Here is a 25,914-nt window from a genome sequence, read left to right as displayed (position 1 = left end):
CCCCATGCCCCATGCCCCATGCCCAATTCCCAGTCCCCAATCTATGCCTACATCTACTTGGAATCGTCATCACGTTCTGTCTTTAGCTGACTTCACGGCTGCTGAATACGATACTGTCCTCAAAACTGCTGCTAGTTTTCGTGAGGTATTGTCACGGCGGACAAAGAAAGTCCCAGCTTTGCAAGGACAGGTGGTGGCGAATTTATTTTTTGAACCATCTACCCGCACTCGCAGTAGTTTTGAAATCGCCGCTAAACGTTTGAGTGCAGATACCCTCAACTTTGCTGCTGCTACTTCATCCATGACTAAAGGTGAGACAATTCTTGACACAGCGAAAACTTATTTGGCGATGGGAACTGATATTATGGTGATTCGCCATAAAGAAGCCGGAGTACCAAATGCGATCGCTGATGAAATGGATCGTTTAGGTGTCAAAGTGAGTGTCCTCAATGCCGGTGATGGACAACATGAACACCCTTCCCAAGCACTACTAGATTTATTTACTATTTGTAGTCTGATTGACGCAGAAAATCCGCGTTTGGATCTGTTACAGGATAAGAAAATCGCTATTGTCGGGGATATTCTGCATTCGCGTGTTGCTCGTTCTAATATTTGGAGTTTAATTGCTAGTGGCGCGGAAGTACATCTAGCTGCACCGCCGACTTTATTACCTAAATTCTTTGCTGAATATATCTATGCAGAAGGCACAGATATTCCCCCTGGTAAACTATTTATTCACTGGCAATTAGAACCAGCTTTAGAAAATGCAGATTTTGTCATGACGTTGCGTTTACAAAAAGAACGCATGACAGCCCATTTACTGCCAAGTTTACGAGAATATCATCAGTTATTTGGGATTACACGCAGCAAATTACAACTTTGTCAGCCTCATGTCAAAGTATTGCATCCAGGGCCAGTCAATCGCGGTGTAGAAATCAGTTCTGATCTAATGGATGATCCAGAATTTAGCTTGATTCAGTCCCAGGTGACAAGCGGTGTAGCTGTGCGGATGGCGTTATTGTATTTGTTGGGTAGTGGGAAAACTTGAGGGAGTGGGGACTGGGGACTGGGGACACTTCGACAAGCTCAGTGCTTCGCTGGGGACTGGGGACTGGGGACTGGGGACTGGGTAGAATTTATTTCTGACTTCAGCACTCAGCACTCAGCACTCAGCACTCAGCACTCATCAGCTTTGATTTTACCGATTTCTCCTACCCAACGACGGCGATCGCGATGTTCTAAACTGAGAATATCTGCTAAACTCCAGTGAAAATGATACGCAATACAGGCTACCTCCTCATCTAGCAGTTCTGAGGGGTAGCCAGCTATTCCCCCGCTAAGGCTAACTCCACTTGAAACTGACTCTGACACTGGGGACACTGCACAGGAATATAAACATCACCTTGTTGATTAATGCGATTATAAAACTCTCTTAAATAAGCTAAATCTTTAGAAAAAAGATTCTCTAATAAATCAGGAGTTATTTCTGTCAAACTGCCCAATTTAGTGATGACTCTAGATAACATGACAATCACAGCATAACTAGAATTTTCTTGAGCATCGCGGTTTCTCTGCACCATAATTTCATCTTTAGCGGTCGTCAGACGCATCACACCATGACGATGTAAATTCCCCTCTGCATCTAACAAACCTCTGGGTAAAATAAATTCAAATTCTGTACAAAAAATTTCTTCATTCTTCATAATATATAAACAAATTAAATATTAGAAAAAACTCATAATTTTAAATTTCTAGTCTCTGATCACCATTTTATATAAAATTAAGATAGGTGGTATTGTTTCAAAATTCTGGAATAGTCTAATAATCTAGGCTTTTAATCCAAAATCCAAAATACAAAATTGGTATTATTCCTCTTTTAATTCATTAATTTGACGATAAAATTGTTGTAAATAACTTAAATCGCAGGCAAAAAAATTTTCTACTACAGCAGGTGTCACCTCATCTAATGCACCTAAACGAATAATCACACGAGATAAAATAATCACGGTTGCATAAGCAGGATTAGATTTCACACGCGGATCACGCAATGGCACAATTTCATCAATTGCTCTAGATAAACGCATTACTCCTGTGCGATGTAAATTTCCATCTTCATCCAGATAGCCTTTAGGTAAAGTAAATTCAAACTCAGTTTGTAACATCAGTAAGTCTCATGCTTTATTAACTAATAGCACGATATATATCGGATTCCTACTTGATTGTTGAACAGATACGTAGGGGAGACAATATCGCAGTGTGGATTTTCCTCATGCAATATTGCCGTTGTGTTAGCAGCGAGAGTACAGCAACTAGCACCAAATTTTCTGGTACGTTACGGTTTACGCTTAACACACCCTACAAATACTAATAACAGGATATTGACAACCTATCTTATCTTGTTATGTGAAAGTGAAATCCTATTCAGCGCGGAAATTAATATTTATTTTATAATCTATCTGTACAAAATTATGTATTTTGATGCTATGCAAGCGAAACTACTAAGTTACTGTCACCCGTTTAAGTTCTTCAACAACCATTTCTATTTCTTCGATTTCATGTTCACTACCTTCAGCCTTGACATCAGAAATTGTATAACTAGTAGGCCAGGCATTTTTAAATTCTAATCTAAATTTTTCTTCTGCTGCTTGATTATAAATAACTAAAGAACCATCACGCCTTTCATCACCCCATTTACCTTCTTTAATAGCTGCTAACCAGTTCCACATAGTCATAGAAATAGTTAGCCCACGGCGTAAAACTATATTAGAATAGGTGATATTTCCAGGGATTTTACTACGCACAACCCGCCCATTAGCACCACCTGTTTTACCCCAAGTGAGAGGTGTGACTTCTGAGATTTCTATGACTTCCTGAGTAGTTTTAAAACCTTGACATTCCATAAAGTAACCATCAATTGGTTCTTGGCTACCAGTCAGTTTTAATTCTAAATAAAATCGACTATTCGTAAGAATTTCAGGAAATTCTGCCATGATTAATTACCTCTTATGTGTTTGTAGTAAGGATGTTAGTCCTCAAAGAAGAAAGGACTAAAGTCCTTACTACGAACTTATATTTACTTTTTGCGTTCAAAATAGGTAAAGCCTATCGTGACTGTTTCTGTCAGTAAATCACCAGAACCGGCGGTAAAATCACTGGTTGCGTAGCTAGTAGGAAAGACATCTGTAAATTCATACTGTACTTTTTCTTCCGCACCGTCATAAATAGAAAGCTTTCCTAATTTACGATTGGTACGACCTTCGGCTTTACCACCAGAAAGAGCCTCAGCATGGCATTTGTTATACCAATCCAGCAGTTGTTTAGATTCAGCAGTGGCGACACATTCGATAGTAATTTCAGAGCATTCTACACCACCAATGGTAGCTTGTGTTTGAGTTTTACCATCTTTCGTGACACCGATAGGTGCATCTCCACCTGCAACTGTCATTTTCATTTGCATCCCACTAATTTTTTGAATCAAAATCTCAGTGAGTCCGTCTGCTTCCCAGTAGAACTTGGCGTTAGAAATAAACTCTGGCATAAATTGCATCTCCCAAAATATTTATCAGAATTGTTTGTATGAATCAGCTAGATTGCGGAGTTAAAATCATGTCTTTCTGTTGAGGTTTTCACAGGTTAATGTATAAGTTTCTTCAATATAGTCGTTACCGTTGACATCTAAATCACCGATTTTATATTCAGAAGGCCAAGCTTCTTTTAACTCCCAACGCATTACCTCTTTTCCATCAGTATCATAGGCAGTGATAGAACCTGTTTTTTTGCTTTCTGCCCATTTACCTTCTCCCTTTTCGGTTTTAGGCATACACTTTTTAAACCACTCATACATTTTTTTGCTGGTGCTATCACTATCACCACTCATCAAGGTTGAAACTTCAATTGTGAATAGTCCTTCAAAACCAGCAGAGTTAATTTGTCTAATAGTATTTCCACCTTTAGTAGACATTAAAGGTTTATCTTGACCTTTGACTTTAGCCTCAAATTTAACACCACCGACTTTGCTAAAAGCCATGTCTGTCATGCCATCAATTTCAAAGTAAAAGTTACTGGCGGCTATTGGTTTTAATTCAGGCATATTGACAACTCCTTAAATTAGCAATAAGATTTGTTTCTTTCCGATTTTTATTAGCATCTGGTAAGGTGCGTTAGCCTGTGGCTTAACACACCCTACAATTCAGTTCTGAGTGCAGAGTTCTGAGTCATGAGTAAAAACACTCTTAACTTTCTCACTCAATAAATGAACTTCTTATGAGTAAGTAATCTTTTAACTCATTACTCAGCACTCATTACTCAGCACTCCTACTGGTTAGGAGACCACTGACTAAAGCGGAAGATGACAAACTCCGCCGGACGTACAGGACAGACACCAACTTCAATGTACAAACGTCCTAACATCATGGTTTCGTGGGTGTTGATGCTAGAGTCACATTTGACATAGAAAGCTTCTGCGGCTGTCGCACCAAATAAAGCACCTTCGCGCCAGAGTCTTTCTAGGAAGTTGCTGACGGTACGGGTGACACGCGCCCATAGGTCTTGGTCGTTGGGTTCAAATACTACCCACTGTGTACCTAATTCTACGGACTTTTCAATGTAGCTCATCAAGCGGCGGACGCTGATGTAACGCCATTGCACGTTGTCTGGTTCGACTAAGGTACGCGCACCCCAAATTCTGATACCTCGGTTGGGGAAGGTACGAATACAGTTGATACCCAAGGGGTTGAGTAATTCTTGTTCGCGGAGGTTGGTTTCGTAGGCTAAACCGATCACACCTCTGGGTGTGTCATTGGCTGGTGCTTTATATACGCCGCGTGTTTCATCGGTGCGACACCAGACCCCTAGCATATGACCGGCGGGAGGAACAAGAATTGGTCTACCACCGTTGCGGGGGTTGGGAACTTTAATCCAAGGATAGTAGAGGGCGGCAAATTGCGATCGCCTGTTAAATGCACTCAACCACTGAGCAATGTGCTGGGGTTTGACTTGAGTGGGAGGCACAGGATCACCACCTCCTTTGCAGGGGGGTGGGTCTAACACTACCATCCGGTTAGGCGCAGTGTTTTCGCACAGGCTGACCATTGTCTCCATAATTCCATGCACTTGATCCAAGTCCAAGATGCCGTTTTGATAAACGCGCATCAAGTCAGGACAAGCAATCATGGTTACTTCGTCAATTTCAAAGATACCTTGCATACCAGTGCGATCGTCTCTCACACCTTGGACATCGCGAGGGAAGCGGTCTGGTGTGGAGACTACAGGAGGAGGACTGACTTCGTAGTTACCATTGGCTGGACGACGAGAGAGGGGTTGTCCTGGTGTTTGTAAGTCTACAGCGTTGACAAACTCTGATGCGTCTAAAGCTGTCACTACATAAGTCCCCGCCTCTGCTGCCACTTCTGGGTTCATCGAGAGGTTGTCATACTCCTCTAGAATTTCCCCATTCCGGCTAATGATGACTTTAAAGAATTCACCTGTATTCAGAGGTGGTTCGGCGGCTGGGTCGCCTGGTGGAAGCGGTTCACTTTCGGTAATGGTGATATTGAATCTACCGCCATCATCGTCAGCGTCATCACCCTCAGCAGGTTTGAGTGCGAACTGTAAAGAAGGACGATTGCCAGTTGTACGAATCTTGAGAGCTGTTTCATCAACTGATGGTGCTGGTGAACCAGGTAATTTTGTCCCGATACTAACTACCCAACACCGTCCACCACCGTTTAAGAACCAACCATTGACAGAAAAAGGTAAATAGGCATCAAAATCTGTATAACCGTCAGAACCTTGTTTAGCAAAGTATTCTAAATACTCATTCCACGATGTCACCAACATTGGTTTGAACAATTCGGCATCACCGCGTATATCTTCAGTAAAGCCAATAAATCCGGCAATATTTGTACTCACGCCCTCAATGGGACGACTACCTCGGTCTACTTCTTCAACGTAGACCCCAGGAGCGAAATAATCTAATCTAGGCATTGGATCATTTTCCTGTGTTGAACGAATAACTGTTCTCAGTCCAATTCTGGAAAATTCAATAACACATCCAAAACTTTGTGAATATTGAATATTGAATTGGTTTTAGTCCTCTCTAGCTGATTACTCAAGCATTTTTGAGCAATACTTCTTCATCAGAATGATGAATTAAAGGATCACTTTGCAGATTCAAAGGAATAGTCAACTTCACATACAAAGCTGGACGTAAAGGTACACCTAAAGCACTCCACAAAGTTGCAGCATCAATGGGATTAATGGTGCAAACGGTCATAGATAATTCACCGTGACCGCGTAACGACGGAGCTAGCAAATTCTCTGGTAAACAGTGGTGATGTAACAGTAATCTCAAAGCCTCTGACAACAAACGTTGTTCCCCCAAACTGGTGCAGTCCCACGCACTCAATAAGAAAGACACATCAAACCACCGAGGCGGCGGTAGAAGTTTTATTCCTTCTTGATTTGGTTGCTCTATGTAAACATTTTCCTGAATGTTGTAACAATACAAATTCAATCTAGGGTTTACATTTTGGCTCTTAGCAGGGTGGTTAAAATCAATTTGCTCTGTAGAAAGCAAAGAAATGCCACCAGCTAAAATTTCTGCTAAAGTCTGGGTAGCAGCTGGAATCATAAGACACAACAGCAGGGTTTTATGAACATGACCCCAAATACTACCAGTCACTTGATTTGATGTATTTTATGCCACCAAAAAATAATGTGTGGTGCTGGGGGTATACTGACCAGAGTTGTTGATGCAGACGGAACAAAGTTATGACTTTATGGTCTGCAAATAGGGAAATTTAAGTGCCGACAGCACAAAATAAACCTTTGAGAGAGGCTTTCAATTGGATTTACAGTTCTGGGACTAAATGTTTATAGCTTAGAGATCCAAGCCGTTAGAAGTTATTAGACTTTGGTCGAGATTCTAAATAATTGTTTTAAATTACAGAAAATTCATACCTGTGCAGTAAGCTAATTCTGTCCGTAGTTATACAGTCAGCAGCTTGATTTCTACTACAGGCAGAGAATATCTGCAACTGAGTAAAATCTGCAATGCTGTTTGCTATTCAAGTATACGGGGGATTAATGATGAAGGTTGCCGCCCAAAATTTCACTGCTCCGATACCTCTACCTTCGTCCATACAGAATCTACCAAATAAATCGCAAGTGGAGATTAGTAAAATTTGTCAACTGGTAATGGAACAGTTGGCCAATCTACTACCATCTGTCGTAGTATGGACTTTGTATCACAACATAGATACAGGCAAACGCGAATCTGTCGCCTATCCTGTCCCCATAACTGCATCTAGGCAGCCCATGACCATATCATATTTACAACAAGAAAAATGGTTATTAAATGATTTATCTTTTCTTCAAGTAACTCAACTTAATTTAGTCAATGAATACAAAGTTTATATCTGTTGTATAGGAGAACAGAAAGCGATCGCCGCCGAATATATCTTAATCTGTACAGAAGCAGCACTCACAGACCAGCAGCAGCAACAGTTTTGCAATCAATCTCAAGTTTTGAGTCAATATTTGATTATGTATCGGGAGCGTTCAGAGCATCTCGCGCAAATCAATAACTTATCTCAAGCCTGTGGCAAAATTGAACATCAACTGCGAAATCCTTTAGCATTAATTAATCTTTACGCTGAAAACCTGCGGTTAGCCTTACCAGATAATTCTTTACAAGAACAAGCTGCATTAATTCGGAAAACAGTTGATGAATTGAGTAACAAACTCACAGATTTACTATATTTCGGTCAACGAGCTAAACTACATATTCAATTACAAAACTTACAAACAATTATTGCTGAATGTATTAAAACCTTAGAACCTGGGTTAAAAGAAAAAAATATTACCGTATTGTATCCCGAAAAACCTGTAACTATTAATGTTGATTGCTGGCAAATAAAACAGGTATTTGATAACTTATTGAGCAATGCCATTTATTTTAGTCCGCGTAATGGGACAGTCACCTGTAATTGGCATATTTATGCTCAAGAAATATTAATAGAAATTTGCGATCGCGGTTCAGGAATTTCCGAAACCGACTTGAAATTAATTTTTAAACCCTATTATTCTCGCAGAGTTGGCGGTACAGGCTTAGGACTGGCGATCGCCCAAAAAATTATCCACGATCACAAAGGCAACCTCTGGGCAGAAAACCTCCCCGAAGGCGGCGCGCAATTCTCCTTTACATTACCAAAATAGGGAATAGGGCATTGGGCATTGGGCATTGAAATAAAATCTCCCTTGTCTTTCCTTCCCCATTCCCTATTCCCATTCCCCATTCCCCATTCCCCATTCCCCATTCCAATTCCCAGCATAATCATGAACACAAAAAAAGAACCTATTTCAATTTTGCTTGTTGATGATGAACCACATTTTCGGCAAGGTATCCGCACTCTCTTAAACTTTTATAACAACAGCAGTTATTTAGATTTTGATATAGTTGGCGAAGCAGCTTCTGTAGAACAAGCTGTGAAATTAACGGATGAACAACACCCCGCTTTAATTTTATTAGATTTAGAATTACCTCCAGAAGATGGAATTACAGCTTTAATTCGGTTAGGACAAATATCTTATAACGGCAAAGTTTTAATATTATCAGCACATCAACAAGATGAATGGGTATTTAAAGCCATGCAAGCTGGTGCTTGGGGTTACGTTTTTAAAGATAAATTAGCCACCCAATTATGTGAAGCAATTAATACGGTTGTTGAAAATAAAGTCTATTTGCCGCCAGAAGTAGCAACAGCTTTTTTCCGTCTATTTCATTACTATACTGGACAATCTTTAGTGGCTAATGCTGTTATTCACTTAACAGAAAGAGAACAAGAGGTACTTAATTGGCTAGTACAGGGAGCATCCAACGAACAAATTGCCGCCCATCTTTATATTACAGTTGCCACCGTTAAAGCTCACTTAACAGCCATATTTGATAAGTTAAGTGTGACAAGTCGCACTCAAGCCATTGTCAAAGCTTTAAAGTTAGGTTTAGTGTGTCCATAGTCATTAGTCAATGGTCAATAGTCATTAGTCATTAGTCACGCAAATGATTTCAGGAATCAAAGCAGATTCCTATATAGCGTTTAATTTACCTCACTGAAATGGTAACTGCTATAGTTAATAGTCAATAGTAAGAATGAAAATAAGGAAAAATAAGAAGAAATATAGACTATAGGCTAATAACTAATAATTAATGACTATGGATTAATGACTATTGACTATTGACTATTGACTATTGACTATTGACTATTGACTAATAACTAATGAGTAATTATTTAGCCATTGCAACGATAACTGCAACTCTACAAAGAACCTTGCAGGCGAGTGTCCAAATGGATTTAGATGGGGCGAGGGTAACAACTGTTAGACCCGATCGCCTCGGTAGTGGTTCGCCGGAAGCTGGTGTAAATATTTATCTGTATGATATTTTAATGAATCCGGCTTGGCGGAGTGCAGATTTAAGACAACGCCATTCAGAAGAGAAATATATTAAGCGATCGCAAACGGGTTTGGATCTCTACTATCTACTAACTTGTTACGGTAACGATGTGGAGTTAGAACCACAACGGCTGATGGGTAGCATTATCCGTACTTTTAATAGTAAATCCAATATCACCACAGAATCGATTCGAGAGACTGTCACAGATTCTACCTTGGCATTTTTGGCTGATTCGGATCTAGCTGAACAAGTTGAGACAATTTCTATTAGTCCCGTTGATTTGAATGTGGAAGAAATCTCCAAAATTTGGTCAGTATTTTTTCAGACTCCCTACAGTTTATCTATTGCTTATAAAACTAGTATCGTGTTAATTGATGGTGGAGATATACCGAAAAAACCCTTACCTGTACGCAATCTTCAGCGTCATGTTACACCATACCAACCAGCGATCGCTCAAATCAAAGTCCGAGAGGAACTCGCAAAAATTTGGCAAACACAACTAGCTGCAAATCCATTGATTTTGGCTTCCAGCACCTTATTAATTAAAGGGGATAAACTAAGTGCAGATATTACCCAAGTACGCATCGGGAATGTCACAGCCACACCCCAAAAAGTGACGAATCAAGAAATCACCCTAGAACTAGCTTCCATCCCCGTAGAATCATTACGCGCAGGAATGCAGAGTTTACAAGTCATTCATCCCCAGCAACGGGTAAACTCGAATATAGTCCCCATATTATTACGTCCCACCATTGAAGAAATCACAGTATCTAATTTAAAGGGTAGAGGAAATGATCCGCGATCGGCTGAGATTACTGTGCGTGTGAATGTCAGCATCGAGTTAACACAGCAACTGACGTTAGTTTTAACAGAACTATCACCATCACAATTTGCGGGATACTCCTATGAAAAAACTAAAAATCGCCAAAACCTTTCCCACTCCGTCACCTTCATAGTTAACGACTGTCCCCCAGGAACTTATCTAGTCCGTTTAGTAGTAGACGGTGCAGAAAGTCTGTTAACAGTAGACACAGATCCCCAAAGTCCTACCTTTGAGCAGTATATTGCACCTGTAGTAGTAATTTCTTAAAGGCAAAAGCCAAAAGGCAAAAGGTAAAAGGCAAAAGGTAATTAATTCCCCAGTCCCCAGTCCCCAATCCCTAATCCCCACTCCCCAATCCCTAATCCCCACTCCCCAAATTCATCCTCGCTAAACCTAAATAACGAATACCTTCGGGAGAAATATCGAAACGACAAGGTAAGACTTCCACACCAAGAGCGATCGCATCCCGCAATAACTTACCATATACTGGATCAGCACTATCCCCAGGGGCAAACTCAGTACAATCACCACGATTAATAAAATACAACATTACTGCTCGCATATTAGGTAATAACGCCATTAATTCCCGTAAGTGCTTCTGTCCTCTGGTGGTTTCTGTGTCGGGAAATAATGCTAAAGTGCCTGTACACCAAGTTGTATTTTTTACTTCTAAATAAATAGGACGTTCTGTATCATTTCCCGTCAATAAAAAATCTATACGACTTTTTTTATCTACACCGTAAACTACTTCTCCTTTAATTTGACTATAGTCACCTAACTCTGGAAATAAGTGCTTTGTCAAAGCTAACTTCACTATCCGATTTGGCAAAGCTGTATTCACCCCTACCCATGTCGGCTGGTTATCGTGTACCTGAATTAGTTCTAAGGTATAAGCCAGTTTACGGTTAGGGTTATCACTTTGAGAAAGTTGTACTGCACTACCAATAGTTGAAACTCCAGTCATGGGGCCAGTATTAGGACAGTGTGCTGTCACTACTTCCCCAGACGCTAGCTGTACATCAGCAAAAAAGCGTTTGTAGCGTTTGAGCAGAATACCAGGCTGTAAGGGTGGATAACGGTAAAGCCAATCAGTCATGAAAGCTGCAAACTCATAATAATATACCTTTCTTCATATTCTCAGAGTTTGTCAGCCATTCTGTTACCTTGATTTTGGTTTTTTTATGTCAAGCTTTATTAATTTTTTATTAAATTTATATTGAATCTGGGAACGATAAATTTACTTTCTCAGGAGTATATAACTTATGGAGCTTGAACTGATGTCAGCACCATGCTGCTATTTGCTTTCTAATCGTGAGGACATCACTAGTCAGCAATACCTTAAAGCAATAAAACGGCTGTTGATCGTAGTTCAAGACTTATCCTCTGCACGTAGTTTAGAAAGAATTATGGAGATTGTCCGAGTAGCAGCGAGGGAACTGACTGGTTCAGATGGAGCTAGTTTTGTACTGCGGGACAATGGCTACTGTTATTACGCTGATGAAGATGCTATTGCTCCCCTGTGGAAAGGACAGCGTTTTCCCATGAATATCTGTATTGGTGGATGGACGATGTTCAACCGTCAACCAGCAATCATTGAGGATGTATATGGTGACGAAAGAGTTCCCTATGTTGCCTATCAACCGACTTTTATTAAAAGTATGGTGATGGTTCCTATCCGTATATTAGATCCCATTGGGGCAATTGGTACTTACTGGGCTAATTACCATCAACCTACAACCAGCGAAGTCAATTTACTACAAGCCTTAGCCGACACCACAGCTGTAGCGATGGAAAATGTGCAAGTATATTCTGAACTAGAACAGCGAGTCCGCAATCGCACGGCGGCTTTAGAAGCGGTTAACATTCGTATGCAGCAGGAGATTCAAGAACGTGAAGCCGCAGAAACCGAAATTAAACGATTAGCCATTACTGATGAATTAACTGGCTTGTATAATCGCAGAGGCTTTTTTTTGGTTGCTGAACAACAACTGAAATTAGTACAGCGATCGCAAAATTCTGCTAGCCTGCTGTTTATTGACTTGGATGGACTGAAAAAAATTAATGATAACTTTGGTCATGAAAGTGGCGATGCTGCTATCGTGATAGCTGCCAATTTACTCAAGCAAACCTTTCGCGACTCTGATACTTTGGCTAGGCTAGGAGGCGACGAGTTTGTAGTGCTAATGCAGGGAAATGATCCCAACTCCGCAACCATTATAGAGCGACTACAAACAGCTATTGACCAGTTCAATCAAACTCAAAAGTATCCCTTCCCCATTTCCATGAGTGTTGGTGTCCAAGCTTATGAACCACATCAGCCAATTTCCTTAGATCACATGATTACCTTAGCCGACTACCAAATGTATCAAAGTAAGCGTGCTAGGCAAAACAAATAATCAAGAATTAATAATAATTTTAGAAATGATGGCCACAAATGGATTGCTGAAAGACTCACTAGTCAAACATTCACCAATCCAAAATCCCCAATTTCTATGAGTTGCTTCTTTATCATCTTTTGTCAATTTTTGTAGTCATTTTAACCACGTTTTAATAAAAAGTAGCATATACTCGATGATATAAACCTTCCCCAAAGAAAAATGGGGAAAATACAACTGCAAGGACAAAATTCCTATGCAAACAGTCGGGGGAATCACGGAAATAGAATATGCCTTTCTGTTTACCTTAAGAAAGGTAAATTCAATCAACGTCGAAGATTTTCAACCTTTTTTTAATAATTTGCCTGTAGATCCTTACATTAAAGGCAAATATCGTTTAAGAAGATTATCACGCTTTACAGTTGCAGGAGATAAATTAATCAAACTACCGCATGGATATCTTTTTCAAAGTAGAGAATATAATCCATTGGTAGGGGATATTAAAAGAGAGTTTGCCGAATTAGAAGATGGCATGATTGAGCTTGATAGTTTCACAAAATTAATCTTGGCTTTTAGTGATTCATGTAAACTGCATCCTGAAGCAGAAATTGGTGTACATCAAATCAGAACAATTTGTTCTCCTGATAACTTCGGTAATCCTGCGCCTGAAGGTATTCACCAAGACGGTACTGATTTTATTGGGATATTCTCTGTATATAGAGATAATATCCAAGGTGGTGAAACACATTTATATACTGCAAAAAAAGAAAAGCCAGTATTTAGCAAAGTTCTCCATCCAGGGGAATTATTATTAGTCAATGACCACGACTTTTTCCACTTTACTACACCAATCAAACCACAAACCACAGCCCAAGGAATTAGGGATGTATTTGTGCTGACTTCTCCAAGTTTATTGATTGATTAAGGGTGTAGGGATTTAGGGGTATAAGGGTTTAGGGGTGTAAGGGTGTAGGGATAAGTAGTTAAACAAAATTAATTACACAAAAATAAGCCATCAAACTCTTATCCAGACTAGAAACTTATGTGTCAATAATTCTGTGCGATTACTTATAAGGGTGTAGGGGTGTAGGGGAATTAATTACCACACTCAGCACTCAGCACTCAGCACTCAGCACTCCCAACTCAGCACTCAGCACTCAGCACTCACTACTCAGCACTCCCAACTCAGCACTCAAATATCTGACAATCTACAAGATAAGGGGAATTGAAATTAGTCATTTCCCCTGCTTTTTTATCGGGGATAGGAAATAATCTAGCGGAGAGTGGTTTATTAAGTTTAAAAGCTAAGGTTGTCATATCTATTAATATGGCTGTCATCTTACCTATGGAAATATCGCCAGGAATCGGCACAGTATCCAAACCACAGCCACACACAGATGAATACAATAATAAATTGGTAATATCATAGGTTTTTTCATTAGCTCTAGTAGCTAAACCGATATCTTCACAAACTGGTAGCATTAAGCCAGAATAACCACAAGTTTTAACAGGAATACTTTTTAAAACTCGTGTTAGCATTCCAGAAATGGCGAGAGTTCCAGGATTACCAAATTTACCATTTAATAACCGTTCATAGGCAAAAGCAATACTATTTTGTTTATCTAAAGATGGTGCGAGGGAAGTATCTATACCATGATAATTTATTTGCAATTGGGTAGATATTTGTTTGGCGATCGCTTCTATTTTTTTAACTTCTTCACCTAAAATTATTTGCAGTTTATTTTCAGCATCTCCGATATTATTCGCTTCAGAAAATGCTTGCATTAGTAAATCAGCCAACTCTAAACCAATGGCAAAAGATGTTTCACCAACATGATAAGATGTAGGAAAAAATGGGATACCTGGCTGACAGTTTGCACCAGCACAAAAGCGAAAATTGCCATAACCATTTTCAGTTTCTTGGGAGATACGCTTAATAGCTTGGGCTGATTCTCTGGCGTTTTCAAATTGATTGCCAATTTTACTTGAGCAGTAAACTATTGATGTATTTTTATTAATTTCAGGAATTAACTCTATCGTTTCAGCAGTGCTAGCATAACCAATATTAAAGAAACTGATATTTAAGCTTTGGCAAAATTCCTCTAAATTTTGAATTCGATTCACAATTTCAGTTGGCGATAAAATAGAGAGATATTCTTCCCAAGGGTTAGTAGTAATTCTAGTTGTTTGCACTTCGTAACCTTGTTGTGCAAAGATTACCTGCGCTTTTTGGTTAAAATCAGCCGCTATTTTGATTTTGTCTGTCTCCTGTGGCAAATCCAGTGATATACCTGTAGTGATAGTTCTAATTTTCATAGTTGAATTCTTTAAATGATTAGGAATAGTGATAATTCACTGTGAATATTTAAGATATAAGGCTAATAACTAGCTAAGTTGGGTAAAAACGGTGATGAATAACGACTTTTACAATCAGGGACTAGAAAAAGCCAGACAAAAAGATTACACTGGTGCAATTGAGGAATTTAGCCGAGCAATACAACTAACTCCCTATTATGCCGAAGCTTATCTAAAACGGGGGCTAGCATATTATGACTCAGGATCTGTTCTTCAGGCTGTTGCTGATTATACCGAAGCTCTCAAGATAAATCCTGAAAGTGTAGAAGCATATTATAGTCGTGCTTTAGCCAGATTAGCCCTGAAAAATTTACCAGGGGCGTTAGAAGATGTAGACAAGGCGATTTATCTCAATTTTAACTATGCAGCAGCCCATGATTTACGGGGGATAGTGCGCCGCAAACAAGGGTATATTCAAGATGCGATCGCTAGTTTAAAAAAAGCGGCTGATTTATACTTACAGCAAAAAGATGCCGAAAATTGCCGTCTGTGCGTAGAACGAATTAAGCAGTTACAACCCAAACAACAACCAGTTACACAGCCTGTAGTTGCAAAGACTGTACCAATTACATCTGTGAGTGACTATTTTAGTCAGTTACTGCACAAAGCCGAAAAAGGCGACACCAAACAAGCCATTGCGGATTTAAATTGGATATTGCAGGCTGATTCCCAAGATGCACAGGCTTATTGCTGTCGGGGTGTGGTGCGGTGCAAAATGGGGAATTATCGAGAAGCGATCGCGGATTTTAATCAAGCCTTACAATTAAACTTTCAAGATGCTATCGTCTATCGTAACCGAGGTAAAGCCCGTTCTCTATTGGGAGATCATCAAGGTGCGATCGCGGATTTTAATCAAGCCATTCAAATCCAACCCCAAGATACCTTAAATTATGTTGCCAGAGGTAACACCTACCGCGCAATGGGTAATTATCTCGGTGCAATTGCTGACTATGGAAACGCCTTAAAAATTAACCCCAATGATGCCTCAGCTTACTACAATCGTGGCATGACCTATACTTTTATAGAAGAAATGCAAAATGCTGTTGCAGACTATCAAAAAGCTGCCAGTATTTTTTGTGAACAAGAAGACTGGGAAAATTATCAACAAGTTTTAGATAGCCTCAAACAAATTCAAAAATCTGTTCCTGAAGCCAAGCAGCAAAAAGCTAATATCTTACGTCAGCGACTTTTGCGTCTAGTTGGAGGATATTGGGAAATCGCCCAAAGATTAATTGAACAGAAAAAAGATGATCATCCAGGGATGACAGAAGAATGGTATGTGCAAAAAGTTATCGATGATTTAGAACGGGACAGAGGTAGGTAATACAGGGCTACCGAGATTTCCTCAATTCAGAACTTTCCAAGAAGAATTAGAATTATTTTTCTCCCTTCAAACATATTTACTGTCAAGAAATTGACATGATAATGTCATAAATTTGACAAAGTTTTCTAGTAAATAATTCAGTAGTAAGACTAGTTGATTAGTCTGCTAATTGTAGAAATTCCGATTTTTAAACCTTATTACCTAAATACTGAATTGAGGAGATTTTGGCAATGAGTCAGGTTTTTTACAAAAGTTTAATAGGGTTAGCGGGTTTATCTTTATTAGTGAGTGCTACTCAATCAGCGATCGCTTTAGTACCTAATAATGTAGCTGTAATTGTCAACAGTGGCTCAACAAATACTATTGGCTACCGTATCTATGTCTCACCCACCGGAGAAGCTAATTATGTAGACGGTAAAGGCTCAGGTAAAGGTAAACTACCTAAAAAAATCTCTCAAAAATTCTTTAATGACCTAAAAGCTGCTGAACCATTGTCAAGCCTACCTGTCAAACAAAGTTGTGTTAAATCTACTTCTTTTGGGACGACGACAACAATTAGTCTAGGTGGTCAACAATCTCCAGATATTAGCTGTCCTGGTAATGAAAAAGCTAAAAAGCTAGATACAGATGTAATTGCAATTGCCAAACTCTTAAAAGTTGTCAATGTGCCTAAAAGTCAAGGAAAACCCTTACCTCCCCAAAACTTCTAGTCTTAGTTGATAATTGTTTTGAGTCATTAAAATTGTACTGCGTTGATTTTGGCAATCAGGTAAATGATTAGGGGCAATATATTCTGCCCCTACTAGCGTGGCAAGGCTAAAATAGTGCAATAAAAAATCGATTTTATCCGCGTTTATCCGCGTTTATCTGCGTTCAAATTTTTCCCATCTAATGCACAAATTTAGGCTTGCCACGCCACTAAATACACTAAAGCTGGCGATATATAATTCGCATCTGCTTTACTTCAGTTTCTCGGGATTCTAAAAACAGAGTAGCTTCTATTTTTTGTAGTCCTAAATTTTCTAACTGTGCGAGTTCAGATTCAGATAATGGCCAAGGCGGCCCTGACGGTTCGGTTTCTGTATCGCGCACATGGGTAATTACTAATAAAGTTCCACTAGGGGAAATCACAGAAGTAATAGAAGAGATCACAGCAGTCCTGACACTCAAAGGTAAAGCTTGGATATTGCGACATTCAAAAACAAAATCAAAAGCCTGATGCCATTGCTGAGGAATAGCTAATAAATCAGCCACTTGATAGTTAACTGGAGATTCAGGAAATCGCTGTTGACACCAAGCAATAGCTGTGGGAGAAATATCAAAAGCTGTGACGGCAAATCCTAATTTTGCTAAGGCTTCCGCATCATCTCCTAAACCACAACCAATAACCAAAGCTTTTTTACCTTGAGTAGAAATTTCATGATTTTCTAACCAATCTTGGAGGTAGGGATGGGGTGTTAATTTTGCCCAGGGAATTTGTGCTGTGTCACCATTAGCTGAAGCATATAAAACTTCAAACCATGCTGTTGGTTCTGAGTTGTTAATAGCTTCAGATGCTAATTCTTGTACTTTTTGGCGTAAATTGTTCATGGTTATTAGTTAATAGTCCTTAATGTTTTCTGGAACTTGCTCCTATATCCCCATAACCTTACTCCAAATTTTTTAGTCCCAGAGCAATTTTACTGTGCTTTTCTATTTGTCCCATAACTTGTTTTGCTCGTTTAATAACAACAGCCGGTAAACCCGCCAATCTTCCAGCTTCAATTCCGTAAGATTTATCAGCACCTCCTGGTTGAACTTGGTGTAGGAAAATAATTTGGTCGGGTAATTCTTTCACGGTGACTTGATAGTTAGCAACATTCGGTAACATTCCGGCTAATTCATTTAATTCATGATAGTGAGTAGCAAAAATTGTTCTAGCTTTGATTTCTGTGGCTAAATATTCTGCTACCGCCCAAGCGATAGAAAGTCCGTCAAATGTGGCTGTTCCTCGCCCAATTTCATCTAGTAAAACTAGAGATTTTGCTGTAGCGTGGTTGAGAATATTGGCGGTTTCATTCATTTCTACCATGAAGGTAGATTGACCCGTAGCTAGATCATCAACTGCACCGACACGGGTGAAAATGCGATCGCATACTCCCAATTTCGCTGACTTAGCTGGGACAAAACTCCCAATTTGCGCCATGAGTTGTATGAGTCCCACCTGACGCAGATAGCAACTTTTACCACTGGCGTTAGGTCCTGTCAAAATCACGAGATCAGGAAGTGGGGTGTAATTTTCTGCACTACTCCCTAATTGTGTGGAGTTGGGGACGAAGAAACCCGCAGGTAAGGACTGTTCAACTACGGGATGGCGACCATCAATAATTGCGATTTCCCTTCCGGGTATCATCTCAGGACGACAGTAACCCTGCTGTACTGCTAACTCCGCCAAGCCACATAACACATCAGCCGCAGCAACGGCGCGGGAAAGGTTGCGGATGGCTTCGGCTTCTTTGGCTATTTCTTCCCGTAAGGCGACAAATACCTCATATTCCAACTGATTTAAATCATCCCTGGCGGAGAGAATTCTGGCTTCTCGTTCTTTGAGTTCAGGGGTGATGTAGCGTTCTTCGTTGGTGAGGGTTTGCTTGCGGATGTAATTATTCGGTACTTGGTCAGCTTTGGCGCGAGAAATACTAATGTAGTAACCAAAGGTTTTATTAAATCCTACCTTGAGGGTGGGAATAGCTGTCCTGGCTCTTTCTTCTACTTCTAAATTAGCTATCCATTGCTGGTCTTTTTCTACTGTCGCCTTTCTTTCGTCTAATTGGGGATTGACTCCTGGACGAATGAGTCCGCCTTCTTTGAGATGTATGGGCGGAGATTCGACAATGTGGGCGTGGATATTTTGGGCTAGTTCTTCTAAAATCGGCGGGACTTTTTGCAATGCTTTCAAAAAGGGGGAACTCGCATCAGCAACTAAGCGGGCTAATTCTGGTAAGCGGGAGAGAGAATCAGCTAAAGCGACTAAATCTCTGGCGTTCGCACTTCCTGAAGTGGTGCGACCTGTGAGGCGTTCTAAGTCGTAAATTTGCCGTAATAATTGCCGTAAATCCTGACGTAGAGGTGTATTTTCGGCTAATTCTTGAATGGTATCTTGTCGGGCGCGAATACCTTTGATATCTAGTAGGGGTTGGAGTAACCACCGCCGTAAAGACCGGCTACCCATTGCGGTGCTAGTTCTATCTAAAGCCCACAACAGCGAACCATGAAAAGTCCCATCGCGGACGGTTTGGGTAATTTCTAAGTTGCGGCGGGTTTGGTGGTCAACAATTAAATAGTCGGTGATGGTGTAGGTTCTGAGTCTTTGTAGGGAAATGGGGCTTTCCTTTTGGGTATCTTCCACATATTCCAATAAACCACCAGCCGCCCTCACCGCCAAGGGGAGATGGTCACAACCCAAACCTTCGAGCGATCGCACTTTAAATATCTGCAATAATTTACTTCTGGCTTCACCTTGAGAAAAGGGGACTTGCGATCGCAAACTATAACAAAATGATGGTGGTAAACATTCTGGTAAATAGGGCGAAGTTTCTCCAGGACGCAGCAAACTACCCAAGTCAGGCGCGTTGGTGGGAACTAAGACTTCCGCCGGCTGCAAACGCATCAGTTCTTGGGTGAGATGTTCTAAATTACTATCTTGGGTGGTGAGAAATTCCCCCGTGGAGATATCTGCATAGGCTAAACCCCAGTGATTCCCCGCAATGACCACAGCCGCTAAGTAATTATTGCGACTAGATTTGAGCATACCTTCTTCTAATAATGTCCCAGGGGTAAGGATGCGTGTCACCTCCCGACGCACCAAACCCACCGCCTCGGAAGCATCTTCCACCTGGTCACAAATCACCACAGCATAGCCTTTCTCTACCAGTTGGGTGGTGTAGCGTTCCCATGCGTGGTGGGGTACGCCAGTCATCGCCACACGACCGATTTCACCCCCATGTTTACTGGTGAGGACTAATTCTAATTCTCTAGCTACTGTTACCGCATCTTGAAAAAACGTCTCAAAGAAATCTCCCACCCGATACAGCAACAGGGCGTGAGGATACTTATCTTTCACCTCAACATAGTGCTGATACATCTTACTTAGCTTACTGCGGTCTACCTGTCGCGTATCGGTATGGGGCGCAGTCGCAGGATTCGGTTCTGTTGGCTGGAGGTCAGAGTGAGAAACGGTCATAGGTTAGATGCTAGGAGTTACGCACAAAAAGCCACAAGATCCGATGATAACGTGATGTGAAAATTTCCGAGCGATCGCTCAAGGTTTTTTTATGATGTCTGGTCATGTGGTGAGTAGGCGATCGCAACTCTCTAAAATCTTCCCCCATAGTCACACTTTATGTCTAACCCTGTTTTGCCACTGAAAAATCACATCATTGGCCGCAGTGAATCTGAGTCTGGAGATATTCAATAAATATGCAGCTTGCTGACGGCAAAATCCGGCTGCAATATCTCTTAATTTAACGGACATCTTTTTGTCATAAACTTGCCATACCTCTGTCAATATCCTGTGTAATTCTAATATTTAAGATTGAATAACTCACCTCAATCTATTTTAGCAAAAAGAGTGAAATCAATCACGAGTTTGTCAGCACAAACTCTTCCTCACAATGTCACAAAATTTTGATCACTAGAGAGAACCAAAAATATGAATAGCAAACTATTAGCTTTAATTTCTGTTATCAGCATTGCCGCTACCGTTCCTGCTTACGCTGCTACTCCTACTCCCGTAACTAAGAATAATACTGTTTCCCATGCGGTACAAAATACCAAACCCAGTGCCACTATGCAGGCTCATAAAGTAGAGCCTAAAGCTAATGCTAAACATCCTGCAAATCAAGTAGCTAACCGTCCTAATATCCTCAGAATCGGCAGCAGAGGAGAAGCAGTTAAAACCGCCCAGAATCTCCTCAAGCGCAAAGGCTTTTACACTGCCAATGTCAATGGTGTTTTTGATAAAAATACCCGGTTAGCAGTGGTTAAATTCCAGAAGAAAGAAGGCTTGAGAGCCGATGGCGTGATTGGACACAAAACTTTAGCTGCTTTGCAATAACCCCAAATTCTTCTCACGAATATCATCATCCCTTTGAGTTTTGCGTATAGTATGATTGCGGTGGTTACTTGTTTTTCATTAAATAAGTAACCTTTTGTAATCACATGGATAATTATATTAATCCGAGTTGATTGATTCTCGGTCAAATAATTATTAAAGCTTGCTGTTGTATTCAGGTGTGTTAATGTTTATTTTGCACACCTTTTATTAATTTTTTGAGAGGTTATACAAGGTTACTTTTTGATTTTAGCTGCTGTCTTGGGGTAATTTCCTAACCATTCAGACCGAGGATTAATCTCAAATAAAGTTGTTTCTACCATCGAGAGCAGCAGATTTTTGCGGCGCATGGTCTGCCGACGAAAATTTGCTGCGTCCTGTTCTATCTTTTCTAAAAACGCTACAGAAGTATCTCTACAGGAATAGATATTTAAATCATGGCAGATTTGCTCTCTAAATTTTAAATGTTCTTGAAATAATACAGGCAATTTTAGATGAGGATGATATCGTCTAATCTCTTGGGGATGTCGCCAAATGTAAGGTATACCATCCAAATTGTTAACTTCTCTATTAATTTCAGCTAGTATCCAATCCTGCTCTAAAACACTAAACAGACAAAAGTGTCGTGTAATCACACTACCTGTTACCTGAAAAATTTGACCGATTTCTGCAAAGCAATACTTTTGTGGATGTGCAAAACATCTTGAAAATCCCAAAGCTAACGGGACATCATGGTCAATCAAATGGACAAAACCCAAGGATTCTAAAATAGTAGTTTCCTCTGTCAAAGAAGCTACATCTAACCAAGGGTAATCCTTTGGTGATACTTTGTTAAACTGCACATGATCTACTAGTGGTCGGAGTAATTGCGCTTTGAGATAGGACAAAAACCACAACAAAGGAGATATGGCGACAGCGACAAGTATCACCAGACCCAAAAAATCCGGTAAATCAAACAAATTCCGCCACTTCCAGCCATTAATAGCTAAAACACACACACATAAAACTAAACCCGAAAGCAGATTGAAAACTACCAACTGCCAAAAATTCTTGATGCCTGCACTCAGTTGCATTGCTGTCTCTCTTGGTATACTGTGTACCCAGTTAGAATACCCAGGACAGTAGCTACAATTTTTCAAGGCAATATTTTAGCCTTGCCACGCTGATACGGTGCGTTACAAAAGTTCTGAGACAGATAAAAACTCAGAAATCCTTATCAAGTCAGGATTCCTCAATTGCGTAAAGCCTGCGGCATAGCTACGCTTAGAGCGTAGCGGGATGCTAGTCAATTGCGAATTGCGAATTGCGAATTGGTCTGAATATTTACTTTATAAATAGGCTTTGGGAAAAACTTGTGAGCATTTGAATTAATTCCTCGGATAAGTCAACAGCAGATCCTTGCTTTTGAAATAAAATACCTGCCAAGCCATAATATTCACCAGAGTAGAACGCCATATTATTGCTTCGCAATTCTTCTATGTGTCGTTTCACCTTTGGTTCTGAGCTATAGTAACCGAACTTTAAGGGTAAAATCACGAAATCGCTAATACTATATCCTTGTGCTAATGCTTGTTCAATCGTACCTATAGGATTAGAAAAGCTCGAAACTAAAACTACTACATTTTCATAGTCTAAAGCTAAAAGCTTATTAGTAATTTCTGAGCCATCTTTTCCACCTGAGAGTAATGGCATATAAATATCATTATCTGGTGCAGGTATATATGGGGGATTAGCTATCAGGTAGTTGGCTTGGGGTTGATCAGACTCAAATAAACATGAGTTATTAATTATATATTGCTCATGCAGATTATATTCATTGATTGCTGATATGGCAGCTTGCCAAGCAGTAGGATTTAACTCAAATCCATGTATAACGCCCTCAAATTTATTCTTCAACAATAAATTAATTACAGGACTGCCATCCCCTGAACCAAATTCCACAATGGAATCTGAATAATTACAATTACTAAAAACAAACTTTTCTATGCAGTTTGAGTAAAAATTAGATTCTTCAGGACAAAAAAATATTTGTTTGAGATTCTTAGTTGCAATTTTAGGTCGGGTAATACTCATGTTTATTTACTAGTATTAATTACATGATTGTTGATTTCAACGCTATTGCTTGATTTCTACAGGTTATTATTTTTGGCAAAAATTAAACAATCCTCTTGAATTTAGTGATTGTTTTTCACTAAAATATAGTCCTAATGTTGCCAGTAAAAATTATTTAAGATTTAATTTGTTCTGCTTGGCGGATGGAATTTACAACAGCTTTAGCCGCGCGATCGCTCATTAATTTCTCTTGGTCGTATCCTAGTAATAGTTCCCAAGCATCATCGGGATATAATTCTGCTAAAGGTAAGGCTACATCCTCTAGCATCCATTGTCCGTGGCGTTCATCTTCTTTAATATGTAGTTCCCAATAACCCATCGCTGCATTTGACAATTTCAATCTTTGTGCAGCTACAAGATAATTTTTATAAGCCGCAGGGCCAGCTACTTCAAAATAAGTCAATCCACCACTATAACGGAGGTAATAACGTCGCCTTTCGGTGAGTAAAAAATTATGGTTTGCACAAGCCAAAACTTCCCAAGGGACTAACTCGAAATATCCCTCTGGTTCAGTGTTCATCCCGAACTCATCGAGCATTTTGGCGAAAAAAGTTGAATGTTTGCGTGATAAACGGCCGTTACCGTATTCTTCCAGCAGTACCCGCACTAAGGTACATTGCACTTCATTGGCTGCACCGCCTAAAATGCGAGAAAGACGACTACCTTCAACTAAGCCATCAAAAGAAGCAATCGCTAACAAATGACAGTAGCCAGTTTTAGTCATTTCTTCCCGGATATATCGACTAGCTGGTGCTAACGGTGGTTCTAAATCCGCATTAGTACGCTCAATTAATGCTTGTTTAACATTTAAATCCTTTAATTCCGTCACATCAATTTGAGCCAGTTCCCATTTTTGCCAACTTGCTTCAATATGATTACGACATGAGGATAAATAAAGCGATCGCTCGTTAGTATACCGCCGTAAATCATCATACCAAAACAGATTTAGGCGATTAATCCAGTATAGTATCCGTTGCAAAAAACAATGTGCTGAGTTATCTTGAATATCATGCTGATAAGCTGCATCAATAGCCATTGCCACTGCTTGTTCAAAATCTCTGATAATGGCAACTTTTTTATCTAAGTTATTATCTAAATCCTCAGTTGCTAAAAGTTCTAAAAATTGCTTTTCCGCACGCTCATATTGAGTAAAACTTGTTTCCTGGACTTGTGTATCTTCTCTAGCAACCTCAGCGATTGGAAACATAATTAAATTGCTTTGCATGGAATCTTTAGTGATTTTGCCAAGGTGTCAAATTCATTCCACCCTTAATATTTAAGATTCCATACAAGTAACACTATCTACCTCTTTCTTCAGTTATAAAGTAAAGATTAAGTCTAGAGATCAGAAATTACTTTTTATCAAACATACTTACTCTTAAATTTGAAATTCTGCATCCTCCTTGGGAAAAATCAGGATAGATTCGGATAAGGGACTTCCAACTTAAAAAATATACTATCACTGTGTAGGTAGAGGGTCAGAAAGCAGAGAGAACTTCTGAGCGGAGAAGCATGGGGAAAAATAACAATATCTTCTCTTAGAAATTGGATAATTTGTTTTCTGGAAGTTCCACGTTACTCATCACTCACCACTTACCACTGTTCTAGTAACTTTTCCGACAATAAAATTAGGCTCAATGGCTCTAAACGCACATACCAAGGGAAAGGCTGATCTTTGATGAGTTCCCATTTCTCCTTAAACACTTCTGCTTGCAGGTGGTAATCCTGTAAATCATTTACTGGAGAATTTAATTTTAGAAACAGTGTAACGCGATGGGGTGTTTCACTGGTTCTGGCTAACCAGCAAGGAAAAGTATTAGTCGCGGTTGGGTCTAGAGTAAATTGGAGATGATGGGCGCGAATACCAATATGGGTGATTTCTGTGGGAATTGGTGCAATTATCTGCAACTTACAACCCCAATCAACCGCTTCCACTTCCTGGGATGATTGCACAATCACCTGAGAAAAGTTTTTACAGCCGGTGATTTGGGCGACGCTAACAGTAGCAGGACGCTCGAAAATATCGTATTTAGAACCATGATGCACGACTTGACCATGTTCCATCACCAAAAGATGCGGACAAACGCCGGTAAGCTTCTTCCATGTTGTGGGTGACAAATAAAGTCACACCTTGATATTGCGCTAAAGTTTCCGTCATTTGCTGTTCTAATTGGCTACGCAGATGTGTATCCAGTGCAGAAAAAGGTTCATCTAACAGTAAAGCCTCTGGTTGACTGGCTAAGGCTCTAGCTAGGGCGACTCGTTGTTGTTGTCCGCCGGATAGTTGATTTGGGTATCGTTCGCCTAATCCCTCCAACTGCATGGCGATGAGTAATTCCTCAATTTGTTGTCGTTCTTTCCCATTCGGTAGACCTTGGG

General features: G+C 40.0%; 25 protein-coding genes and 1 pseudogene. 9 read left to right on the top strand and 17 right to left on the bottom strand.

Annotated elements, in window-relative coordinates; all coding sequences use genetic code 11:
- Positions 1-43 precede the first annotated feature (43 nt).
- Positions 44-1,048 (top strand): aspartate carbamoyltransferase catalytic subunit, encoded by a 1,005-nt coding sequence (locus CV014_RS14785; protein ID WP_236142746.1) that lies wholly within the window; start codon positions 44-46, stop codon positions 1,046-1,048.
- A 128-nt stretch (positions 1,049-1,176) separates the two neighbouring features.
- On the opposite strand, the gene CV014_RS14780 is transcribed toward CV014_RS14785, so the two are convergent.
- From CV014_RS14780 to CV014_RS14745, 8 genes are all read right to left on the bottom strand, one after another.
- Positions 1,177-1,371 carry a DUF6760 family protein gene (locus tag CV014_RS14780; RefSeq protein WP_236142728.1) on the bottom strand — a complete coding sequence of 65 codons (195 nt, stop codon included), beginning with the start codon at positions 1,369-1,371 and terminating at the stop codon, positions 1,177-1,179.
- Positions 1,326-1,703, bottom strand: coding sequence for a phage tail assembly protein (locus CV014_RS14775; protein WP_236142727.1), 378 nt, complete (start codon positions 1,701-1,703; stop codon positions 1,326-1,328). Before CV014_RS14775 ends, CV014_RS14780 begins: the two co-directional genes overlap by 46 nt.
- A 162-nt stretch (positions 1,704-1,865) precedes the next feature.
- Positions 1,866-2,162 carry a hypothetical protein gene (locus CV014_RS14770; RefSeq protein WP_236142726.1) on the bottom strand — a complete coding sequence of 99 codons (297 nt, stop codon included), beginning with the start codon at positions 2,160-2,162 and terminating at the stop codon, positions 1,866-1,868.
- A gap of 336 nt (positions 2,163-2,498) precedes the next feature.
- Positions 2,499-2,990: a phage tail protein gene (locus tag CV014_RS14765; RefSeq protein ID WP_236142725.1), complete on the bottom strand. Its 492-nt coding sequence runs from the start codon at positions 2,988-2,990 to the stop codon at positions 2,499-2,501.
- A gap of 83 nt (positions 2,991-3,073) precedes the next feature.
- Positions 3,074-3,538, bottom strand: coding sequence for a phage tail protein (locus CV014_RS14760; protein WP_236142724.1), 465 nt, complete (start codon positions 3,536-3,538; stop codon positions 3,074-3,076).
- Positions 3,539-3,604: 66 nt separating this feature from the next.
- The gene (locus CV014_RS14755) at positions 3,605-4,090 is read right to left on the bottom strand and encodes a phage tail protein (protein WP_236142723.1); all 486 of its coding nucleotides are present in this window, start codon (positions 4,088-4,090) and stop codon (positions 3,605-3,607) included.
- A 224-nt stretch (positions 4,091-4,314) separates the two neighbouring features.
- Positions 4,315-5,985 (bottom strand): phage tail sheath family protein, encoded by a 1,671-nt coding sequence (locus tag CV014_RS14750; protein ID WP_236142722.1) that lies wholly within the window; start codon positions 5,983-5,985, stop codon positions 4,315-4,317.
- A gap of 124 nt (positions 5,986-6,109) precedes the next feature.
- On the bottom strand, positions 6,110-6,631 hold the full coding sequence (locus CV014_RS14745; RefSeq protein WP_236142721.1) for a Pvc16 family protein: 522 nt from the start codon (positions 6,629-6,631) through the stop codon (positions 6,110-6,112).
- A gap of 422 nt (positions 6,632-7,053) precedes the next feature.
- Between CV014_RS14745 and CV014_RS14740 the strand changes: the two genes are divergently transcribed.
- The 3 genes from CV014_RS14740 to CV014_RS14730 all read left to right on the top strand — a co-directional run bounded on the left by CV014_RS14740 (position 7,054) and on the right by CV014_RS14730 (position 10,544).
- A complete protein-coding gene (locus CV014_RS14740; RefSeq protein WP_236142720.1) occupies positions 7,054-8,217 on the top strand; it encodes a sensor histidine kinase in 1,164 nt (387 codons plus the stop codon).
- 120 nt (positions 8,218-8,337) lie between these two features.
- Positions 8,338-9,018, top strand: a complete 681-nt coding sequence (locus CV014_RS14735; RefSeq protein WP_236142719.1) for a response regulator — start codon at positions 8,338-8,340, stop codon at positions 9,016-9,018.
- 260 nt (positions 9,019-9,278) lie between these two features.
- Positions 9,279-10,544, top strand: coding sequence for a DUF4255 domain-containing protein (locus tag CV014_RS14730; RefSeq protein ID WP_236142718.1), 1,266 nt, complete (start codon positions 9,279-9,281; stop codon positions 10,542-10,544).
- A 91-nt stretch (positions 10,545-10,635) separates the two neighbouring features.
- Here the strand turns inward: CV014_RS14730 and sfsA are convergent, their stop codons facing one another.
- Positions 10,636-11,373, bottom strand: coding sequence for a DNA/RNA nuclease SfsA (gene sfsA, locus CV014_RS14725; protein ID WP_236142717.1), 738 nt, complete (start codon positions 11,371-11,373; stop codon positions 10,636-10,638).
- A gap of 166 nt (positions 11,374-11,539) precedes the next feature.
- On the opposite strand from sfsA, the gene CV014_RS14720 reads away from it, so the two are divergent.
- Together CV014_RS14720 and CV014_RS14715 are read left to right on the top strand one after the other, a co-directional pair.
- A complete protein-coding gene (locus CV014_RS14720) occupies positions 11,540-12,673 on the top strand; it encodes a GGDEF domain-containing protein (protein ID WP_236142716.1) in 1,134 nt (377 codons plus the stop codon).
- Positions 12,674-12,908: 235 nt separating this feature from the next.
- Positions 12,909-13,577 (top strand): 2OG-Fe dioxygenase family protein, encoded by a 669-nt coding sequence (locus tag CV014_RS14715; protein WP_236142715.1) that lies wholly within the window; start codon positions 12,909-12,911, stop codon positions 13,575-13,577.
- A 260-nt stretch (positions 13,578-13,837) separates the two neighbouring features.
- On the opposite strand, the gene CV014_RS14710 is transcribed toward CV014_RS14715, so the two are convergent.
- Positions 13,838-14,995, bottom strand: a complete 1,158-nt coding sequence (locus CV014_RS14710) for a DUF711 family protein (RefSeq protein ID WP_329608391.1) — start codon at positions 14,993-14,995, stop codon at positions 13,838-13,840.
- Between the two features lie 67 nt (positions 14,996-15,062).
- Here CV014_RS14710 and CV014_RS14705 point away from each other — a divergent pair, with 67 nt between their 5' ends.
- A complete protein-coding gene (locus CV014_RS14705) occupies positions 15,063-16,331 on the top strand; it encodes a tetratricopeptide repeat protein (protein ID WP_236142713.1) in 1,269 nt (422 codons plus the stop codon).
- Positions 16,332-16,561: 230 nt separating this feature from the next.
- Complete coding sequence (locus CV014_RS14700) at positions 16,562-17,041, top strand: hypothetical protein (protein ID WP_236142712.1); 480 nt, start codon at positions 16,562-16,564, stop codon at positions 17,039-17,041.
- Between the two features lie 217 nt (positions 17,042-17,258).
- Here CV014_RS14700 and CV014_RS14695 read toward each other — a convergent pair whose 3' ends face one another.
- From CV014_RS14695 to CV014_RS14685, 3 genes are read right to left on the bottom strand one after another with little or no spacing between them, the layout of a single operon-like run.
- Positions 17,259-17,921 (bottom strand): class I SAM-dependent methyltransferase, encoded by a 663-nt coding sequence (locus CV014_RS14695; RefSeq protein WP_236142711.1) that lies wholly within the window; start codon positions 17,919-17,921, stop codon positions 17,259-17,261.
- A 58-nt stretch (positions 17,922-17,979) separates the two neighbouring features.
- The gene (gene mutS, locus CV014_RS14690) at positions 17,980-20,553 is read right to left on the bottom strand and encodes a DNA mismatch repair protein MutS (protein WP_236142710.1); all 2,574 of its coding nucleotides are present in this window, start codon (positions 20,551-20,553) and stop codon (positions 17,980-17,982) included.
- A 10-nt stretch (positions 20,554-20,563) separates the two neighbouring features.
- Positions 20,564-20,707, bottom strand: coding sequence for a hypothetical protein (locus CV014_RS14685; RefSeq protein ID WP_236142709.1), 144 nt, complete (start codon positions 20,705-20,707; stop codon positions 20,564-20,566).
- A 314-nt stretch (positions 20,708-21,021) separates the two neighbouring features.
- On the opposite strand from CV014_RS14685, the gene CV014_RS14680 reads away from it, so the two are divergent.
- Positions 21,022-21,426, top strand: coding sequence for a peptidoglycan-binding domain-containing protein (locus tag CV014_RS14680; protein ID WP_236142708.1), 405 nt, complete (start codon positions 21,022-21,024; stop codon positions 21,424-21,426).
- A gap of 233 nt (positions 21,427-21,659) precedes the next feature.
- Here CV014_RS14680 and CV014_RS14675 read toward each other — a convergent pair whose 3' ends face one another.
- From CV014_RS14675 to CV014_RS14660, 4 genes and pseudogenes are all read right to left on the bottom strand, one after another.
- The gene (locus tag CV014_RS14675; RefSeq protein ID WP_236142707.1) at positions 21,660-22,496 is read right to left on the bottom strand and encodes a hypothetical protein; all 837 of its coding nucleotides are present in this window, start codon (positions 22,494-22,496) and stop codon (positions 21,660-21,662) included.
- 250 nt (positions 22,497-22,746) lie between these two features.
- Positions 22,747-23,496, bottom strand: a complete 750-nt coding sequence (locus CV014_RS14670) for an SAM-dependent methyltransferase (RefSeq protein ID WP_236142706.1) — start codon at positions 23,494-23,496, stop codon at positions 22,747-22,749.
- A gap of 154 nt (positions 23,497-23,650) precedes the next feature.
- Positions 23,651-24,760, bottom strand: a complete 1,110-nt coding sequence (locus CV014_RS14665) for an iron-containing redox enzyme family protein (RefSeq protein ID WP_236142705.1) — start codon at positions 24,758-24,760, stop codon at positions 23,651-23,653.
- 368 nt (positions 24,761-25,128) lie between these two features.
- Positions 25,129-25,914, bottom strand: a pseudogene (locus CV014_RS14660) (sulfate/molybdate ABC transporter ATP-binding protein); the annotation flags it as partial.

The sequence above is a fragment of the Nostoc sp. CMAA1605 genome, assembly GCF_021596505.1.
In the GTDB taxonomy this organism is placed as follows: domain Bacteria; phylum Cyanobacteriota; class Cyanobacteriia; order Cyanobacteriales; family Nostocaceae; genus Trichormus.
This window is presented reverse-complemented; position numbering and strand designations above follow the sequence as displayed.

Bases quoted from the DNA above. Each gene is read 5' to 3' on its own strand.
- CV014_RS14785 (WP_236142746.1), top strand. From the start codon at position 44: ATGCCTACATCTACTTGGAATCGTCATCACGTTCTGTCTTTAGCTGAC.
- CV014_RS14775 (WP_236142727.1), bottom strand. From the start codon at position 1,703: ATGAAGAATGAAGAAATTTTTTGTACAGAATTTGAATTTATTTTACCC.
- CV014_RS14770 (WP_236142726.1), bottom strand. From the start codon at position 2,162: ATGTTACAAACTGAGTTTGAATTTACTTTACCTAAAGGCTATCTGGAT.
- CV014_RS14765 (WP_236142725.1), bottom strand. From the start codon at position 2,990: ATGGCAGAATTTCCTGAAATTCTTACGAATAGTCGATTTTATTTAGAA.
- CV014_RS14760 (WP_236142724.1), bottom strand. From the start codon at position 3,538: ATGCCAGAGTTTATTTCTAACGCCAAGTTCTACTGGGAAGCAGACGGA.
- CV014_RS14755 (WP_236142723.1), bottom strand. From the start codon at position 4,090: ATGCCTGAATTAAAACCAATAGCCGCCAGTAACTTTTACTTTGAAATT.
- CV014_RS14750 (WP_236142722.1), bottom strand. From the start codon at position 5,985: ATGCCTAGATTAGATTATTTCGCTCCTGGGGTCTACGTTGAAGAAGTA.
- CV014_RS14745 (WP_236142721.1), bottom strand. From the start codon at position 6,631: ATGATTCCAGCTGCTACCCAGACTTTAGCAGAAATTTTAGCTGGTGGC.
- CV014_RS14740 (WP_236142720.1), top strand. From the start codon at position 7,054: ATGCTGTTTGCTATTCAAGTATACGGGGGATTAATGATGAAGGTTGCC.
- CV014_RS14735 (WP_236142719.1), top strand. From the start codon at position 8,338: ATGAACACAAAAAAAGAACCTATTTCAATTTTGCTTGTTGATGATGAA.
- CV014_RS14730 (WP_236142718.1), top strand. From the start codon at position 9,279: ATGAGTAATTATTTAGCCATTGCAACGATAACTGCAACTCTACAAAGA.
- sfsA (WP_236142717.1), bottom strand. From the start codon at position 11,373: ATGACTGATTGGCTTTACCGTTATCCACCCTTACAGCCTGGTATTCTG.
- CV014_RS14720 (WP_236142716.1), top strand. From the start codon at position 11,540: ATGGAGCTTGAACTGATGTCAGCACCATGCTGCTATTTGCTTTCTAAT.
- CV014_RS14715 (WP_236142715.1), top strand. From the start codon at position 12,909: ATGCAAACAGTCGGGGGAATCACGGAAATAGAATATGCCTTTCTGTTT.
- CV014_RS14705 (WP_236142713.1), top strand. From the start codon at position 15,063: ATGAATAACGACTTTTACAATCAGGGACTAGAAAAAGCCAGACAAAAA.
- CV014_RS14700 (WP_236142712.1), top strand. From the start codon at position 16,562: ATGAGTCAGGTTTTTTACAAAAGTTTAATAGGGTTAGCGGGTTTATCT.
- CV014_RS14695 (WP_236142711.1), bottom strand. From the start codon at position 17,921: ATGAACAATTTACGCCAAAAAGTACAAGAATTAGCATCTGAAGCTATT.
- mutS (WP_236142710.1), bottom strand. From the start codon at position 20,553: ATGACCGTTTCTCACTCTGACCTCCAGCCAACAGAACCGAATCCTGCG.
- CV014_RS14680 (WP_236142708.1), top strand. From the start codon at position 21,022: ATGAATAGCAAACTATTAGCTTTAATTTCTGTTATCAGCATTGCCGCT.
- CV014_RS14675 (WP_236142707.1), bottom strand. From the start codon at position 22,496: ATGCAACTGAGTGCAGGCATCAAGAATTTTTGGCAGTTGGTAGTTTTC.
- CV014_RS14670 (WP_236142706.1), bottom strand. From the start codon at position 23,496: ATGAGTATTACCCGACCTAAAATTGCAACTAAGAATCTCAAACAAATA.
- CV014_RS14665 (WP_236142705.1), bottom strand. From the start codon at position 24,760: ATGCAAAGCAATTTAATTATGTTTCCAATCGCTGAGGTTGCTAGAGAA.